This window comes from Nocardia sp. NPDC051750 (assembly GCF_044453135.1).
Classification (GTDB): domain Bacteria; phylum Actinomycetota; class Actinomycetes; order Mycobacteriales; family Mycobacteriaceae; genus Nocardia.
Window position 1 is genome coordinate 473,506 of the sequence record NZ_JBITCK010000007.1, and the last position, 15,031, is coordinate 488,536.

Genomic DNA, 15,031 nt, shown 5'->3' on the forward strand with positions numbered 1-15,031 from the left:
AGTGAGACAGCGATGTCTGCCGAGTCCGATGAATCGACTTCGCCCGAATCCTGGCGCGATCCCAGGCGGTATCTGTGGCTGTGGGGTCTGCTGGCGCCGACCGGGCTCTTCACAATCGGTCTGCCGATGATCTTGGTGCTCGACGCTGTGGGGCGGCCCGGCTTCGTCCATCTTGTCTTCTGGCTCGGTCCGATCGTGCTGTACATCGTTGTCCCGCTCGCCGATCTGTTGTTCGGGCCGGACGGTTCCAATCCCCCCGAGGAAGCCATGGCGGCGTTGGAGAACGACAGGTACTACCGGTACCTCACCTACCTCTATCTGCCGTGTCAGTACGCCACCCTGGTCACGGCCTGCTTCCTGATCACCGCCGACAATGTCCGCCTGCCCGTGGTCGACGGCGGGCTCCAGTTGGTCGACAAGATCGGATTGGCGGTGACGCTGGGGGTTATCGGCGGGGTCGGGATCAATACGGCCCACGAACTCGGGCACAAGAAGGTGGGCCTGGAACGCCGGCTGTCCAGGATCGCGCTCGCGCAGACCGCATACGGTCACTTCTACATCGAGCACAACCGTGGTCACCACGTCCGTGTCGCCACCCCGGAGGACCCGGCCAGCGCCCGATTCGGGGAGAGTTTCTGGGCCTTCTTCCCGCGGTCGGTCCGGGGTGGCCTGCGCTCGGCCTGGGATCTGGAGCGCACCCGCTTGCGGCGGACGGGCTCCGGGCCGTGGAGTCGGCACAACGACGTGCTCACCGCCTGGTTGCTGACCGCTGTGCTGTTCGCCGGACTCGTCGCGGTGTTCGGGCCGCAACTGGTGCCGTACCTGCTCCTACAGGCGATCATCGGCTTCGGCCTGCTGGAGGCGGTGAACTATATGGAACACTACGGGCTGGCTCGGCAGCGCACCCCGTCCGGACGCTACGAACGTCCCACGCCGGCCCACAGCTGGAACAGCGACCATCTGGTGACCAATATCTTCCTCTACCACCTTCAGCGGCACAGCGACCATCACGCCTTTCCGACCCGTCGCTACCAGGCCTTGCGCAGCTGGGAACAGGCCCCGGCGTTACCCGCCGGATACGCCGGCATGATCGTGCTCGCCTATTTTCCGGCGCTGTGGCGGCGAGTCATGGACAAACGCGTACTGGCGCACTACGACGGCGATATCATGCGTGCCAATATCCACCCGCCCGTGCAGCGCAGGGTGCTCGCGCGGTACGGGGCTGCCAGGGCGGGGGCGCCGGAGTGAGCGTGTAGCGATGTCCGGTGTGCGAGTACCGCTACGACGAGGTCCAGGGCCGGCCCGAGGGCGGTATCCCCGCCCCGGCATCCGGTGGGGCGGATCCCCGACAGTTGGACCTGTCCGGACTGCGGAGCCGCCGAGCCGGATTTCTTCGTGGTCGAGATCGAGCGAACCCCTGAGGCTTCCCGCTCCGGGCCGTTGACGCGTGCCGACGCGGCAGCGGGGCTGTTCCGGGCCACCGCTCGTCCGGGTCGGTGCAGGCGCGCAGTGCCGAGTCGATCGAGCTGCGCCGGTGGCCGGTGAATGTCCGATCACCCGATGCCGACGTCGCGGTCCGTTGACAGCGCGGCCGCCCGGTCGCTCCGGGCCGGGCGGCAGGGCCGGGCCTGTTCACGGGCGGCATCCCGGGGGCGGCGGCGGATAACGGCGGGATGAATCGCAGATCCGTGCTTTACAAATCAATAAAAATGTCTACCCGTAGGCCTCTTTGCGGCCTATCGTCGGTGCTGATTGTTGCGCGCATCACAGCGCGGCGTGAGGAAGTGAGACAGCGATGTCTGCCGTGCCCGACGAATCGGCCCCACCGGAAACCTGGCGGGACCCCAAGCGATACCTGTGGTTGTGGGGGCTGTTCGCGCCCACCGGGTTGTTCACCATCGGCCTGCCACTGATCTGGGGCCTCAATACCATCGGCTGGCACGGTGTCGCCCATATCCCGTACTGGCTCGGCCCGGTACTGCTCTACATCGTCATCCCGATCGCCGATCTGGCCTTCGGCGCGGACGGTTCGAACCCGCCCGACGAGGTGATGGAGGCGCTGGAGCGGGACCGCTACTACCGCTACCTCACCTACCTGTATCTACCGTGCCAGTACGCCACCTTGATCATGGCCTGCTATCTGATCACCGCCGACGACCTGACCTGGCTCGGTGTCGACGGCGGACTGCAGTTGGTCGACAAGATCGGCCTGGCGCTCACGGTGGGTGTGATCGGCGGGATCGGGATCAACACGGCGCACGAACTCGGGCACAAGAAAGTGGGCCTGGAGCGCCGGCTCTCGCGGATCGCCCTGGCGCAGACCGGATACGGCCATTTCTATATAGAACACAATCGCGGTCACCATGTGCGGGTCGCGACTCCCGAGGATCCGGCCAGCGCCCGGTTCGGCGAGAGCTTCTGGGCGTTCTGGCCGCGGACCGTCCGGGGGAGCCTGCGTTCGGCGTGGGAACTGGAACGCACGCGCCTGCGGCGCCTGGATTCCGGACCGTGGAGCCGGCACAACGATCTGCTCACTGCCTGGCTGCTCACGCTGGTGCTGTACGCCGCGCTCGTCGCGGTGTTCGGCCCGGAGTTGCTGCCCTATCTGCTCCTGCAGGCGGTGATGGGCTTCAGCCTGCTGGAGTCGGTGAACTACCTCGAGCACTACGGACTGGTCCGGCAGCGCACTTCGTCCGGGCGGTACGAACGACCCGCCCCCACCCACAGCTGGAACAGCGACCATCTGGTCACCAATATCTTCCTCTACCATTTGCAGCGGCACAGCGATCACCACGCCTACCCGACCCGCCGCTATCAGATCTTGCGCAGCTGGGAGCAGGCGCCGGAGCTGCCCAGCGGTTACGCCAGCATGATCCTGCTCGCCTACTTCCCACCCCTGTGGCGGCGAGTCATGGACAAACGCGTGCTCGCGCACTACGCGGGCGATATCACCCGTGCCAATATCCATCCCCCGCACCGGGACCGGATCCTGGCCCGCTACGGGGCGGCAGCGCCGGAGGTGACACCATGAGCGCTTATCGCTGCCCGGTCTGCGAGTACATCTACGACGAGGCCGCGGGCGCACCGCGCGAGGGTTTCCCGCCGGGGACACCCTGGTCGGCCGTGCCCGACGACTGGTGCTGTCCGGACTGCGCCGTCCGGGAGAAGATCGATTTCGAACCGGCGCCCGCCCGTTCCTGACCCGGGGAGGGCGCCGCGCGACCGAAAGGCCGGTACGCCGATGACCGAATACAAGCTCTATCAATGTGCCCAGTGCGGTTTCGAATACGACGAGGCGCAGGGCTGGCCGGACGACGGTATCGCACCGGGTACCCGCTGGTCGGATATCCCGGACGACTGGACCTGTCCCGACTGCGGTGCCGCGAAGGCGGATTTCTTCATGGTCGAGATCGAACGAACTTGAAACTTTGACTCGTGCAGGTGAAACGTGCCAGGGTCGCTGCTATGACCGCCACCGGATCCCGGAATTCCGCACGGGGGTCTGCGCGCGAGGTGCTGCGCACAGCCATCCTGGACGCGATGCGCGAACTGCTCGGCCGGCGCGACTGGTCGAAGATCACGCTCACCGACGTGGCCGCCGGTGCGGGGGTGAGCCGGCAGACCCTCTACAACGAGTTCGGCTCGCGGCAGGGACTGGCCGAGGCCTACGCCATCCGCCTCGCCGACGACCTCGTCGACCATGTGGAAACCGCGCTGGCCGCCAATATCGGCGATGCCGACGCCGCCATCCGGGACGGCCTCGCGAGCTATTTCCGGGACGCCGCCCAGGACCCGCTGGTGCAATCGCTGTTGCTCGGCGAGGTCAAGCTCGATCTGCTCCGCCTCATCACGCTGGACGCCGGTCCTTTGATCGCCCATGCCACCGAACGGCTCTCGGGGGTGATGCAACGCAGCTGGGTGGCCCCGACGCCCGCCCAGGCCGATACCTTCGCCCACGCGCTGGTCCGGGTGGCGATCAGCTACATACCCACCCCGCCCGGGCCCGGTCACGATGCGCCGGCCGAGCTCGGCCGGGTCTTCAGTCCCTATGTGGCCGCGGTGCTCGCCGAGCGGGAGGCGGCCGAATCCGGTTCGCGCTGAGCCCGCTGGGGCGTTCGACCTGCAGATTCGCCGAGCCCGGGCCGACTGCTCGGTCGGTTCTGCACGCCGTACAGCGGCAGGGTACGGTTCCGGCGTGTAACAGTCACCACGTTTGGGTCGAACAATGACGCAATGGAGACACGAGGTCTGCAAATATGTAGGCCGCTGCAAGTTCGGTTTTCAATAGCGGGGCAAACGTGCAATTGGTTGGCAAGTCGGCCGGATCGGCCGATCCCAAACGCCATCTGTGGGTCCTCGGTCTGCTCGCTCCGGCTTGTGCGTTACTGCCCTCCCAGCTGGTGTTGCACACCGGACTCGAGGTGTTCTGGTGGATCGGTCCGATCATGGTCCTGGTGGTCATCCCGTTGCTGGATGTGCTGATCGGCGACGACGGGACGAATCCGCGCGAGGAGGATTACGAGACCCTCTCCAACGACCGCTATTACCGCTGGTGCACCTATCTGTTCCTGCCCATTCAGCTGGTCGGGCTCGCGCTCGCCGGGTATCTGTGGTCCGGAAGCGAGCTCAGCGTCCTCGACAAGATCGGTCTCGCGGGCACGCTGGGGCTCGTCTCGGGTATCGGGATCAATGCCGCGCACGAACTCGGGCATCGGGTCGAGCACCTGGAACGGTGGCTGGCCAAGGTCGCGCTCGCCCAATCCGGGTACGGGCATTTCTTCGTCGAACACAACCGAGGCCACCACGTCCGGGTCGCCACGCCCGAGGACCCGGCCAGCGCCCGGTTCGGTGAGAGCCTGTGGGAATTCCTGCCGCGCAGTGTGGTCGGTGGTTTCCGCTCCGCGCTGCGGCTCGAGCGCGTACGGCTGCGCCGGATCGGCAGCGGCTGGTGGAGTCCGCGCAACCACATCCTGCAGGCGTGGGCGATGACCGTGGTGCTGTTCGGGGGACTGATGCTGGTCTTCGGCTGGCAGATCCTGCCGTATCTGCTGCTGCAGGCGGTACTCGGCGCGGGCCTGCTGGAAACCGTCAACTACATCGAGCACTACGGGCTGCTGCGGCAGCGGCGTCCCAACGGGCGGTACGGGCGCTGTACCGCGCGCGACAGCTGGAACAGCGACCGTCTGGTCACCAATATCTTCCTGTTCCATCTGCAGCGGCACAGCGACCACCACGCCAACCCCGGCCGTCGCTATCAGACCCTGCGCAGTTCCGAGGAGGCACCGCAACTGCCCGCCGGATATGCGGCCATGGTGGTCCTCGCGGTGATCCCGCCGCTGTGGCGCCGGGTCATGGACAAACGGGTGCTCGCGCACTACGACGGAGACCTCACCCGGATCAATCTCGGCACCCGGAAGCGGCGTGCGATCCGGGCCGCACCGGCGAATCCCGGCATGGTCGCCGGGTGAACGCGAGCATGCCGCCACTGAACGCGGGCGGGTGCCGGGTACGGCCGCGCCGGGTACCGGCGCCGACCGGTACAGCCGGACCGCGAGGTCGCCGAACCGGCTAGCCTTGCGATCGAGACCGTGTCTATTGGGCATGCGCGAGGGCCCTGCGCAGGTGACGCTCCGCTTCCGCCTCCGGGCCTGATTCGCGCACGCCGAAACCGAGAGAAGGCTGATCCACGCTGATGACGACCTCCGAATTGCCTCGCACCTCGCTGAGCTCCGATAGCCGCAACGGCGTCGAATACAAGGTCGCGGATCTGGCGCTGGCCGATTTCGGCCGCAAGGAGATCCGGCTGGCCGAACACGAGATGCCCGGGCTGATGGCCCTGCGGCGCGAATACGCCGACGTCGCGCCGCTGAAGGGCGCACGTATCTCCGGCTCGCTGCATATGACCGTGCAGACCGCCGTGCTGATCGAAACCCTCACCGCACTGGGCGCCGAGGTCCGGTGGGCCTCCTGCAATATCTTCTCCACCCAGGACCATGCCGCGGCCGCCGTGGTGGTCGGCCCGCACGGCACCGTCGAGGAGCCGCAGGGCACCCCGGTCTTCGCCTGGAAGGGCGAAACCCTGGAGGAGTACTGGTGGGCGGCCGAGCAGATGCTCACCTGGCCCGGCGAACCGGCCAATATGATTCTCGACGACGGCGGCGATGCCACCATGCTGGTGCTGCGTGGCGCCCAGTTCGAGAAGGCCGGTGTGGTGCCGCCCGCCGACGAGGAGCACTCCGCCGAATACACGGTGTTCCTGAAGCTCCTGCGTGAGCGGTTCGAGACCGATAAGGGCAAGTGGTCCGCGATCGCCGAAAGCGTCAAGGGCGTCACCGAGGAGACCACCACCGGCGTGCTGCGGCTGTACCAGTTCGCCGCCGCCGGCGAACTCACCTTCCCGGCGATCAATGTGAACGACTCGGTCACCAAGTCCAAGTTCGACAACAAGTACGGCACCCGGCATTCGCTGATCGACGGCATCAACCGCGGCACCGATGTGCTCATCGGCGGCAAGAAGGTGCTGATCTGCGGCTACGGCGATGTCGGCAAGGGCTGCGCGGAATCGCTGGCCGGCCAGGGTGCCCGGGTGCAGGTCACCGAGATCGACCCGATCAACGCCCTGCAGGGGCTGATGGACGGTTTCGACGTGGTCACCGTGGAACAGGCCATCGCCGACGCGGATATCGTCATCACCTCGACCGGTAACAAGGACATCATCACCCTCGACCATATGCGGGCGATGAAGGACCAGGCCATCCTGGGCAATATCGGTCATTTCGACAACGAAATCGATATGGCCGGTCTGGAACGTTCCGGCGCGACCAAGTTGAATATCAAACCTCAGGTCGACCTGTGGACGTTCGGCGATTCCGGTAAGTCCATCATCGTGCTGTCCGAAGGGCGGCTGCTCAATTTGGGCAACGCCACCGGGCATCCGTCGTTCGTGATGAGCAACAGCTTCTCCAACCAGGTGATCGCGCAGATCGAACTGTGGACCAAGCCGGAGGAATACGACAACGAGGTCTACCGCCTGCCCAAGGTGCTGGACGAGAAGGTCGCCCGCATCCACGTGGAGGCACTGGGCGGCACGCTGACCAAGCTCAGCAAGGACCAGGCCGAGTACATCAATGTCGATGTCGAGGGCCCGTACAAGCCGGAGCACTACCGCTACTGATCCGGCTCCCTTTCCGGTCTCCGGCCGCGCCCGCCTGCCTCGGCAGGCGGGCGCGGCTGTCCGAGTAGGCTGCCCCTCATGGGTGTGCTGGTCTCGGTGGAAGGCCTCGACGGTGCGGGTAAACGGACACTGATCGCCGATCTGGTGACCGGACTCGAGGCCCGTGGACTACGTGCGGACACCTTGGCCTTCCCGCGCTACGGACGGTCGGTGCACGCCGATCTGGCCGCCGAAGCCCTGCGCGGCGCGCACGGCGATCTGGCCGGTTCGGTGAATGCCATGGCCGTCCTGTTCGCGCTGGACCGGGCCGCCGCGGCCGACGAACTGGCGAAATTACTGGCCGGCAACGACGTGGTCGTCCTGGACCGGTATGTGGCCTCCAATGCCGCGTACAACGCGGCCCGGCTGGGTCAATCCGCCGACGGGGAAATCGTGCGGTGGGTGGGGGAATTGGAATTCGGCCGGTTCGAACTCCCGGTGCCGCGGGTGCAGTTGCTGCTGGACGTACCGGTCGAGGTCGCGGCCCAACGTGCCCGCCGGCGCGGTGAACTCGACGCGACGCGGGAGTTGGACGCCTACGAACGCGACGGTGGATTACAGGAACGCACGGCCGCGGTGTACCGTGATCTCGCTCGGCGCGAGTGGTATGGCACCTGGTGGGTTTTCCGGCCCAGCGAACAAGGCTCCGGCCCGCGCTCCGGCGAAATGAACGTATTGGCTGCGCGGCTCGCCGCATTGGCAGCGAATTAGTGTTGGATATCCGGCGGGAACGCGCCACTGTGTGGCGTGGCGACCCGTTACGAGCCCGGGAGATGACAACATAGTAACTATGAAGCCGAAGATTCTGGTCGTCGACGACGATATGGCCCTCGCGGAGATGCTCACCATCGTCCTGCGGGGCGAGGGTTTCGACCCGCACGTGGTCGGCGACGGCACTCAGGCCCTGTCGGCGGTCCGTGAGATCCGGCCCGATCTGGTCCTGCTGGACCTGATGCTGCCCGGGATGAACGGTATCGACGTCTGCCGGGTCCTGCGTGCCGACTCCGGTGTGCCGATCGTGATGCTCACCGCGAAGACCGACACCGTCGATGTGGTGCTCGGTCTCGAATCGGGCGCCGACGACTACATCGTCAAACCGTTCAAGCCGAAGGAACTGGTGGCCCGGGTGCGGGCGCGGTTGCGCCGCACCGAGGAAGAACCGGCCGAACTGCTGAATATCGCGGATATCGTGATCGATGTGCCGGCGCACAAGGTCACCCGCGAGGGCGCGCAGATCTCGCTGACCCCGCTGGAATTCGATCTGCTGGTGGCGCTCGCGCGCAAACCGCGGCAGGTTTTCACCCGCGAGGTGCTGCTCGAGCAGGTCTGGGGCTACCGGCATGCCGCCGATACCCGGCTGGTGAACGTTCACGTGCAGCGACTACGCGCCAAGGTCGAGAAAGATCCGGAGAACCCGGAAATCGTGCTGACCGTCCGCGGCGTGGGCTACAAGGCCGGGCCACCGTGATCGGTGCCGCTGCCCTCCGGGCCCGGAGGCGGTAACTTGCGTGACCATCAAGGGTCCCGCACACCTCGCGATCAGGACGGGGGCGGGCTTGCGGCCCGGATACGGGCGGCGCTGGTTCCGGTCAACGAATGGCTTCAGCATGTCGGCCGATCGCTGGGTCTGCTCTGGCGGCGTTCGCTGCAGCTGCGCGTCATCGTTTCGACGCTGACGCTGTCGCTGATCGTCATCACCGTCCTGGGTGTCGTGCTGACCAGCCAGATCACCGACCGGCTGCTGGACGCCAAGATCAATGCCGGCGTCGAGGAGATGGACCGGGTCCGCAACACCGTGGAGGGGCAGCTGGCCGGGGTGCACGATGTCACCAGCCAGCAGCAGCGCCTGAGCGATGCCCGTGACTCCCTGTCGAACCGGCGGGATTCGAGCCAGTCCGGTGGGGCCGCGGGTAGTTTCGACTCGGCCCTGAGCATGATCGGCGGCGCCCCGCAGCAGATGGTCGCCGTCGGCCCCATCCAGGAGGTGCCCGATTCGCTGCGCCGGTTCGTCCAGCGCAACCAGGTGAGCTACCAGTTCGCTTCCGTCGACGATCCGGACGGCTATCACGGCCGGGCGCTGATCATCGGCAGTCCCAGCTCCGAGGTGCCCACGCTGGAGATCTATCTGATCTTCCCGCTGAGTAACGAGGAACGCAGTCTCTCGTTGATGCGCGGCACCATGCTGGTCGGCGGTGTGGTGCTGTTGATCCTGCTCGCCGCGATTACCGCGCTGGTCACCCGTCAGGTGGTCCTGCCCATCCGGTCCGCCGCGCGCATCGCCGGGCGATTCGCCGACGGGCGGCTCAAAGAGCGGATGCTGGTGCGCGGCGACGACGATATCGCCCGGCTCGCCAAGGCCTTCAACGAAATGGCCGAGAGTCTGTCGAATCAGATCAACCAGCTCGAGGAGTTCGGCAATCTGCAGCGCCGCTTCACCTCCGATGTCAGCCATGAACTGCGTACCCCGCTCACCACGGTGCGAATGGCCGCGGATCTGATCCACGGCAGTAGTGACGATCTCGATCCCGCCCTGGCGCGCAGCGCCGAGCTGCTGGTCACCGAACTGGATCGATTCGAAGGGCTGCTCAACGATCTGCTCGAGATCTCCCGCCACGACGCCGGTGTCGCCGAACTCCAGGTGGAATCGCTCGATGTGCGGATGTGTGTGCGTGCCGCGATCTCCACCGTCCGGCATCTCGCACGCGACGCCGCGGTCGAGGTGGTGATCGATCTGCCGGAGGAACCGGTGGTCGCCGAGGTCGACCCGCGCCGGGTGGAACGGGTGCTGCGTAATCTGCTGGCCAACGCCATCGACCACAGCGAGGGCAAACCGGTGCTCATCCGGATGCGCGGCGATACCGAGGCGAATGCGCTGGCGGTGGTGGTGCGGGATCAGGGTGTCGGATTGCGGCCCGGTGAGGAGAAGCTGGTCTTCAGCAGATTCTGGCGCTCCGATCCCTCGCGTATGCGTCGCTCCGGCGGCACCGGGCTCGGCTTGTCGATCAGCGTCGAGGACGCGAATCTGCACGACGGCAAGCTCGAGGCCTGGGGCCGGCCCAATGTCGGTGCGAGTTTCCGGCTGACCCTGCCGCTGGTCCGCGGACAGAAACTGGGCAGGAGTCCGCTGCCGCTGGAACCGGGTATGCGAAAAGCTCCCCGGCGCCCGGACGGCGAGGGCGACCAGGGGGCGAACGAACGCGCGGAACTGGGTCCCCCGGTCTCCGAGACCGAACCCTGGGCCCCACGGCCCGCGGTCGCGGCAGAACCGGGCCCGGTGCCGGCCGGTACCGGTGAAACGGCCGGTGCCCCCGGATCCGGCGACGACGCGGCTCCCGCGGAGGCGCCCGGCACCGAATCCGGGCAATCCGCATCCGACGCTGATACGCCCACAACAGATTCCGAGGCAGATCCGGATGTCCCGGCCGGTCCGGCGGTATCCGGCGGGTCCGTGTTCACCGACAGCGGAGACCAGAAATCATGACCGTGCGCACCCGACGCCCGATCACGCGCGCCGGCGCGCTGAAAGTACAGCTCGCGGTGCTCCTCGCCGTGATCGTCACGGCCGTGTCGGCCGGGTGCGCGAACCTCCCGGACGCTTCGCAGCCACAGGCCCTCGGCACGATCGATCAGGAACCTACCGCCGAGGGGCCGCTGCCGCCCAGCCCCGGCCGCGACCCGGATCTGCTGCTGCGCGATTTTCTGCAGGCCACCGCGGATCCTGCCGACGGACATCTGGCCGCCCGCCAGTACATGACCCCCGCCGCGTCCACCCAGTGGAACGACGAGGACGAACACATCATCGTCGAGCGTGCGGATACGCTGCGTGAATCCCGGACCGAGAACGAGGCGACCTATGTTCTGCGCGCTCGTAAGGTGGGCGAGCTGGCCGAGGACGGGTCGTATCACGTGGCCGACGGGATCATCGAGCACAAGATCGAGATGACCCGGGTCGACGGCGAATGGCGTATCGATGAGCTACCCGACGGCGTGGTCATGGAGTACAGCGCCTTCACCCAGTCCTACCGGCGGCAGGCGCTGTATTTCGTCACCGCCGACGGCCGGCACGTGGCCCCGGATCTGCGCTGGATCTCGGTGCGTCCGGACGATCTGGCGCGGCGGCTGATCGATATGCTGATCGCCGGCCCGCAGCCGTATATCGCGCCGGCCGTACGCAATTACCTGAGTCCGCCGGTCGCCGTCCGCGGCACGTTGACCAAGGCCAACGGCGATCCGGTCGGGGTGGGAGTCGGCCTCGGCGGGGTGCGGATCGATTTCTCCGGTATCGACCAGCTGTCGCCGCGCGACCGCGAGCTGTTCGCCGCCCAGGTGGTGCTGACCCTGTCCGCCGCCGAGGTCCTCGGTCCCTACATTCTGCTGTCCGATGGGCGTCCGCTGGACGAGCGGTTCGCCGACGGTGGCTGGTCGGTGACCGATCTCGGTCCGATCGCCGAATCCGTGCAACCGGAGGCGCAAACAGGACTGCACGCCCTGCGCGACGGAACGCTTGTCGAGGTCGATGCCAACGGCGGCCCGAAACCGGCTGCCGGGTACTTCGGCACCGTGCAGAATCTGCAATCGGTGGGTCTGTCACTGGACGGGAAACGGGTTGCGGCGGTAGCCGACGCGGGCCGGGAGCCGCCGCAGCCGCAGCGCACCCTGATGATGGGCAGCTACGGCGGTGACGCTTTTCCGGTCGAGGAGGGCGGTACCATCACCCGCCCGTCCTGGACGGCGGACGGCAGCGCGGCCTGGGCGGTTGTCGACGGTACCCGGGTGATCCGTGCCGTCACCAACGGCGAGACGGGCACGGTATTGCCCCAGGGCGTGGAAACCACTCAACTGTTCTCCGGCGATTCCGCCCTCCCGTTCGACGGGTCGATCACCGAACTGCGGATCTCCCGCAACGGGGTGACCGCGGCCCTGATCGCCGACGGGAAGGTGTACATCTCGATGGTGCTGGTCCGCCCGGACGGCAGCTACGCGCTCACCGCGCCGCAGCAGATCGCCATCGAACTGAGTACGCCCGCGACGTCGCTGGATTGGTATACCGACGATACGATCATCCTGGCCGGCAGCGGCACGGTGGATCCGGTACGCACAGTGAAAATCGACGGGTCCGGTATGTCCTCGCTCGGCGGACGTAACCTGACCCCGCCGGTCCGTCAGGTCACCGCCTCCATCGAACACCAGTACGTCGCGGATTCGCGTGCGGTCCTGGAACTGACCCGCACTCCGGAGGGCGGCGATCCCTACTGGCGCGAGGTCCCGGGCCTCGGTGCGGACGCGGTGCCGATTCTGCCCGGCTGATATCCGGCCCGGGTGTCGGTGCCTCGCGGCACACTTCGCCGTATGCGGACACTCCTGGATCTCGTCCTGCCGTCCGAATGCGGCGGTTGCCGGCGGCCCGGAACCTCATGGTGCGCCGAGTGCGCGCGGGCCGTGGCGGGCCCGCCGATGCGGATCCGCCCGCGTAACGACCCGGGAGTGCCGTGCTGGGCGCTGAGCCCGTATCGCGGGCCCGCGCGTCAAGCCGTCCTGGCGGTGAAGGAACGCGGCCGCGGTGATCTCGTGCCGCCGCTCGGGCTCGCCCTCGCCGCCGGGCTGGCCGAGTTGCGGGTACCCGGCCGGCCCCTGATACTTGTACCTTCGCCGAGCCGTAAGGCCTCCGCCCGGCGACGCGGCGGCGATCCGGTACTGCGGTGCGCTCGGGTGGCGGCCCGGTCGCTGGACGGTTGCCAGGTCGTGCCATGTCTGCGAGTCTGGTGGGGAGTCCGCGATTCGGCCGGGCTGTCGGCTCGCGCACGCGACCGCAATCTCCGCGGTCGGGTGAGTGCCGTGCCGCTACCGGCCGCGGCGGCGAACGCGCAGGTCGTCATGGTTGACGATGTGCTCACCACGGGGGCCACGGCGCGGGCGTGTGCCCAGGCTCTGGCGGGCGTCGGCTCATACTTCGATGACATCTTGGTGACCTGTGCCGCGTGAATCCCCCAAAATTTGCGTGAACGGTGGCGAACGGCCGATCCGCGGACTAGCGTCGCGTGCACACACCCCGTTCCGGGAGTTTGGAGGTGGGCCAGCGGTACGAGTGCCGGCCGACTGTTGGGACGTGGCCGGCACGGTTTCATCCCGCCGCGCGCGTCGGAAGTGCGCGGCCAGATCCGGGAGGTACGCGTGACGACATCTTCACGACCTTCAGTTCAGGAAACAGCCCAGCCGCAGCTGGACGACCAGCTCGACACGCCACGAGACACCCGCGCGGATATCGTGGTCAAGGGCCGTAACGTCGAGGTCCCCGACCATTACCGAATCTATGTGTCGGACAAGCTGTCCCGGCTGGAACGTTTCGATCCATCGATCTTCCTTTTCGACGTGGAACTCTTCCACGAACGCAATCGTCGTCAACGCAAGAGCTGCCAGCGGGTGGAGATCACCGCGCGCGGTAAGGGGCCGATCGTCCGTGCCGAGGCCTGTGCGGACAGTTTCTACGCCGCGTTCGAGGCGGTCACGGCCAAACTCGAGAGCCGGCTGCGGCGCACCAAGGATCGGCGTCGTGTGCACTATGGGGAGAAAACGCCGGTTTCGGTGCACGACGCCACTGCGGATCTGGCCGACGAGGCCGTTCCCGGTGAGCTGTCCGATACTGCCCACGACCATTCCCGGCACGGTGCCAAACGGGCGGATTTCGCCGCCGACTATCCCGAGTACGAGGGCCCCGGCCATATTGTGCGAACCAAGGTCCACCCGGCCGTTCCGATGACGGTGGACGACGCGCTCTACCAGATGGAGTTGGTAGGCCACGATTTCTTCCTGTTCCAGGACAAGGAAAGTGACCGTCCGTCGGTGGTGTACCGGCGGCACGCGTTCGATTACGGTCTGATCAGGCTCGCCTGATGGGCGCGGCCGGGCGCAACCCGGCCGCAGACCACGCACGGCCGCAACGAGCGCGGCGGTACCAGTAGTCAGCAGCGCGCCGGCCGGTCCGGTAGAGACCGGCCGGCGCGCTCATTCCGTACGGCCGCTGTCGTAGCCCTCGAAATGCACTGCCTCGCTCAGTGACCGCCGGTCCCGCCAGCCGAAACGCTCGAGATCGGGTACGCGCTGGAATTCGCTGACCGGTCCCACGCAGAGCCAGGCCACCGGCCGGATCCCGGCGGGCAGCTCGATGAGTTCGGCGAGAAACGGGGCGTCGTAGAACGACACCCATCCGACGCCGATGTGTTCCGCGGTCGCGGCCAGCCACAGGTTCTGGATCGCCAGAATGGTGGAGTACACGCCGGTCTCGGGTACCGAGGCCCGGCCGAGAATATGCGGCCCACCGCGGGCATCGTCGTGGACCACCACGATGCCGGTGCCGCTCTCCTCGATACCTTCGATCTTGATCGGGTCGAAGGTCCGCGCCCGCTCGGCCGGCAGCGAGCGGGCGAATTCGAGCCGTTTCTCCGCGACATGCGCCGCGAATTTCCGCAGGGTCGCGCGGTGGCGGACGAGCACGAAATCCCACGGCTGGGAGTTCCCGACGCTCGGCGCGCAATGCGCCGCTTCCAGGATTCGCCACAGGACCGCGTCGTCGACCGGTTCTCCGGTGAACTCCGCCCGGACATCGCGCCGCGTCCTGATCGCCTCGTACACACTCATCTCCGCAGCTCCCACCGTGACAGTATCCATCGCCTGCCGCGCCGCCCGTGCCCGTTCGCCGTTCATTGCGTCCGATCGGCCGGGGCGGTTGTGCCGGAGTTCGCCTGGGTGGTCCGGCTCTCGCGCGGGTGCAGCGCGTCGACGACGAGATCGAATAGCCGGCCGGTACGGTCCTGGCTGCTG

The 15,031-nt window shown here is 67.1% G+C and carries 14 protein-coding genes and 1 pseudogene; 14 read left to right on the plus strand and 1 reads right to left on the minus strand.

Annotated features, from left to right (window positions below):
• The first annotated feature begins 12 nt into the window (after window positions 1-12).
• From ACIA75_RS30085 to hpf, 14 genes and pseudogenes are all read left to right on the plus strand, one after another.
• A complete protein-coding gene (locus ACIA75_RS30085; RefSeq protein WP_397109974.1) occupies window positions 13-1,248 on the plus strand; it encodes an alkane 1-monooxygenase in 1,236 nt (411 codons plus the stop codon).
• 17 nt (window positions 1,249-1,265) lie between these two features.
• Window positions 1,266-1,413: pseudogene (locus tag ACIA75_RS30090) on the plus strand (rubredoxin); the annotation flags it as partial.
• A 382-nt stretch (window positions 1,414-1,795) separates the two neighbouring features.
• Window positions 1,796-3,031 (plus strand): alkane 1-monooxygenase, encoded by a 1,236-nt coding sequence (locus ACIA75_RS30095; protein ID WP_397109976.1) that lies wholly within the window; start codon window positions 1,796-1,798, stop codon window positions 3,029-3,031.
• Window positions 3,028-3,201 carry a rubredoxin gene (locus tag ACIA75_RS30100; RefSeq protein WP_397109978.1) on the plus strand — a complete coding sequence of 58 codons (174 nt, stop codon included), beginning with the start codon at window positions 3,028-3,030 and terminating at the stop codon, window positions 3,199-3,201. The genes ACIA75_RS30095 and ACIA75_RS30100 overlap by 4 nt, the downstream gene beginning before the upstream one ends.
• 40 nt (window positions 3,202-3,241) lie before the next feature.
• The gene (locus ACIA75_RS30105; protein WP_357240450.1) at window positions 3,242-3,424 is read left to right on the plus strand and encodes a rubredoxin; all 183 of its coding nucleotides are present in this window, start codon (window positions 3,242-3,244) and stop codon (window positions 3,422-3,424) included.
• A gap of 41 nt (window positions 3,425-3,465) precedes the next feature.
• Complete coding sequence (locus ACIA75_RS30110) at window positions 3,466-4,101, plus strand: TetR/AcrR family transcriptional regulator (protein WP_397109981.1); 636 nt, start codon at window positions 3,466-3,468, stop codon at window positions 4,099-4,101.
• A gap of 299 nt (window positions 4,102-4,400) precedes the next feature.
• The gene (locus tag ACIA75_RS30115; RefSeq protein ID WP_397110340.1) at window positions 4,401-5,468 is read left to right on the plus strand and encodes an alkane 1-monooxygenase; all 1,068 of its coding nucleotides are present in this window, start codon (window positions 4,401-4,403) and stop codon (window positions 5,466-5,468) included.
• Between the two features lie 224 nt (window positions 5,469-5,692).
• Window positions 5,693-7,174 carry an adenosylhomocysteinase gene (gene ahcY / locus ACIA75_RS30120; RefSeq protein WP_397109983.1) on the plus strand — a complete coding sequence of 494 codons (1,482 nt, stop codon included), beginning with the start codon at window positions 5,693-5,695 and terminating at the stop codon, window positions 7,172-7,174.
• A 78-nt stretch (window positions 7,175-7,252) separates the two neighbouring features.
• Window positions 7,253-7,924 carry a dTMP kinase gene (locus ACIA75_RS30125; protein ID WP_397109985.1) on the plus strand — a complete coding sequence of 224 codons (672 nt, stop codon included), beginning with the start codon at window positions 7,253-7,255 and terminating at the stop codon, window positions 7,922-7,924.
• A 79-nt stretch (window positions 7,925-8,003) separates the two neighbouring features.
• Window positions 8,004-8,681 carry an MtrAB system response regulator MtrA gene (gene mtrA / locus ACIA75_RS30130; protein ID WP_033243239.1) on the plus strand — a complete coding sequence of 226 codons (678 nt, stop codon included), beginning with the start codon at window positions 8,004-8,006 and terminating at the stop codon, window positions 8,679-8,681.
• A 99-nt stretch (window positions 8,682-8,780) separates the two neighbouring features.
• The gene (gene mtrB, locus ACIA75_RS30135) at window positions 8,781-10,694 is read left to right on the plus strand and encodes an MtrAB system histidine kinase MtrB (protein WP_397110342.1); all 1,914 of its coding nucleotides are present in this window, start codon (window positions 8,781-8,783) and stop codon (window positions 10,692-10,694) included.
• Window positions 10,691-12,520 (plus strand): MtrAB system accessory lipoprotein LpqB, encoded by a 1,830-nt coding sequence (lpqB, locus tag ACIA75_RS30140; protein WP_397109988.1) that lies wholly within the window; start codon window positions 10,691-10,693, stop codon window positions 12,518-12,520. Before mtrB ends, lpqB begins: the two co-directional genes overlap by 4 nt.
• A gap of 42 nt (window positions 12,521-12,562) precedes the next feature.
• Window positions 12,563-13,195 (plus strand): ComF family protein, encoded by a 633-nt coding sequence (locus tag ACIA75_RS30145; RefSeq protein ID WP_397109990.1) that lies wholly within the window; start codon window positions 12,563-12,565, stop codon window positions 13,193-13,195.
• Between the two features lie 189 nt (window positions 13,196-13,384).
• Window positions 13,385-14,104, plus strand: coding sequence for a ribosome hibernation-promoting factor, HPF/YfiA family (hpf, locus tag ACIA75_RS30150; protein ID WP_397109992.1), 720 nt, complete (start codon window positions 13,385-13,387; stop codon window positions 14,102-14,104).
• A gap of 111 nt (window positions 14,105-14,215) precedes the next feature.
• On the opposite strand, the gene bluB is transcribed toward hpf, so the two are convergent.
• Entirely contained in the window at window positions 14,216-14,848 is a 633-nt protein-coding gene (gene bluB / locus ACIA75_RS30155) for a 5,6-dimethylbenzimidazole synthase (protein ID WP_397110344.1), read from the minus strand.
• Between the last annotated feature and the right edge of the window lie 183 nt (window positions 14,849-15,031).

Excerpts from the sequence above, each read along its gene's own strand:
- ACIA75_RS30085 (WP_397109974.1), top strand. The coding sequence starts at position 13 with ATGTCTGCCGAGTCCGATGAATCGACTTCGCCCGAATCCTGGCGCGAT.
- ACIA75_RS30095 (WP_397109976.1), top strand. The coding sequence starts at position 1,796 with ATGTCTGCCGTGCCCGACGAATCGGCCCCACCGGAAACCTGGCGGGAC.
- ACIA75_RS30100 (WP_397109978.1), top strand. The coding sequence starts at position 3,028 with ATGAGCGCTTATCGCTGCCCGGTCTGCGAGTACATCTACGACGAGGCC.
- ACIA75_RS30105 (WP_357240450.1), top strand. The coding sequence starts at position 3,242 with ATGACCGAATACAAGCTCTATCAATGTGCCCAGTGCGGTTTCGAATAC.
- ACIA75_RS30110 (WP_397109981.1), top strand. The coding sequence starts at position 3,466 with ATGACCGCCACCGGATCCCGGAATTCCGCACGGGGGTCTGCGCGCGAG.
- ahcY (WP_397109983.1), top strand. The coding sequence starts at position 5,693 with ATGACGACCTCCGAATTGCCTCGCACCTCGCTGAGCTCCGATAGCCGC.
- ACIA75_RS30125 (WP_397109985.1), top strand. The coding sequence starts at position 7,253 with ATGGGTGTGCTGGTCTCGGTGGAAGGCCTCGACGGTGCGGGTAAACGG.
- mtrA (WP_033243239.1), top strand. The coding sequence starts at position 8,004 with ATGAAGCCGAAGATTCTGGTCGTCGACGACGATATGGCCCTCGCGGAG.
- lpqB (WP_397109988.1), top strand. The coding sequence starts at position 10,691 with ATGACCGTGCGCACCCGACGCCCGATCACGCGCGCCGGCGCGCTGAAA.
- ACIA75_RS30145 (WP_397109990.1), top strand. The coding sequence starts at position 12,563 with ATGCGGACACTCCTGGATCTCGTCCTGCCGTCCGAATGCGGCGGTTGC.
- bluB (WP_397110344.1), bottom strand. The coding sequence starts at position 14,848 with ATGAGTGTGTACGAGGCGATCAGGACGCGGCGCGATGTCCGGGCGGAG.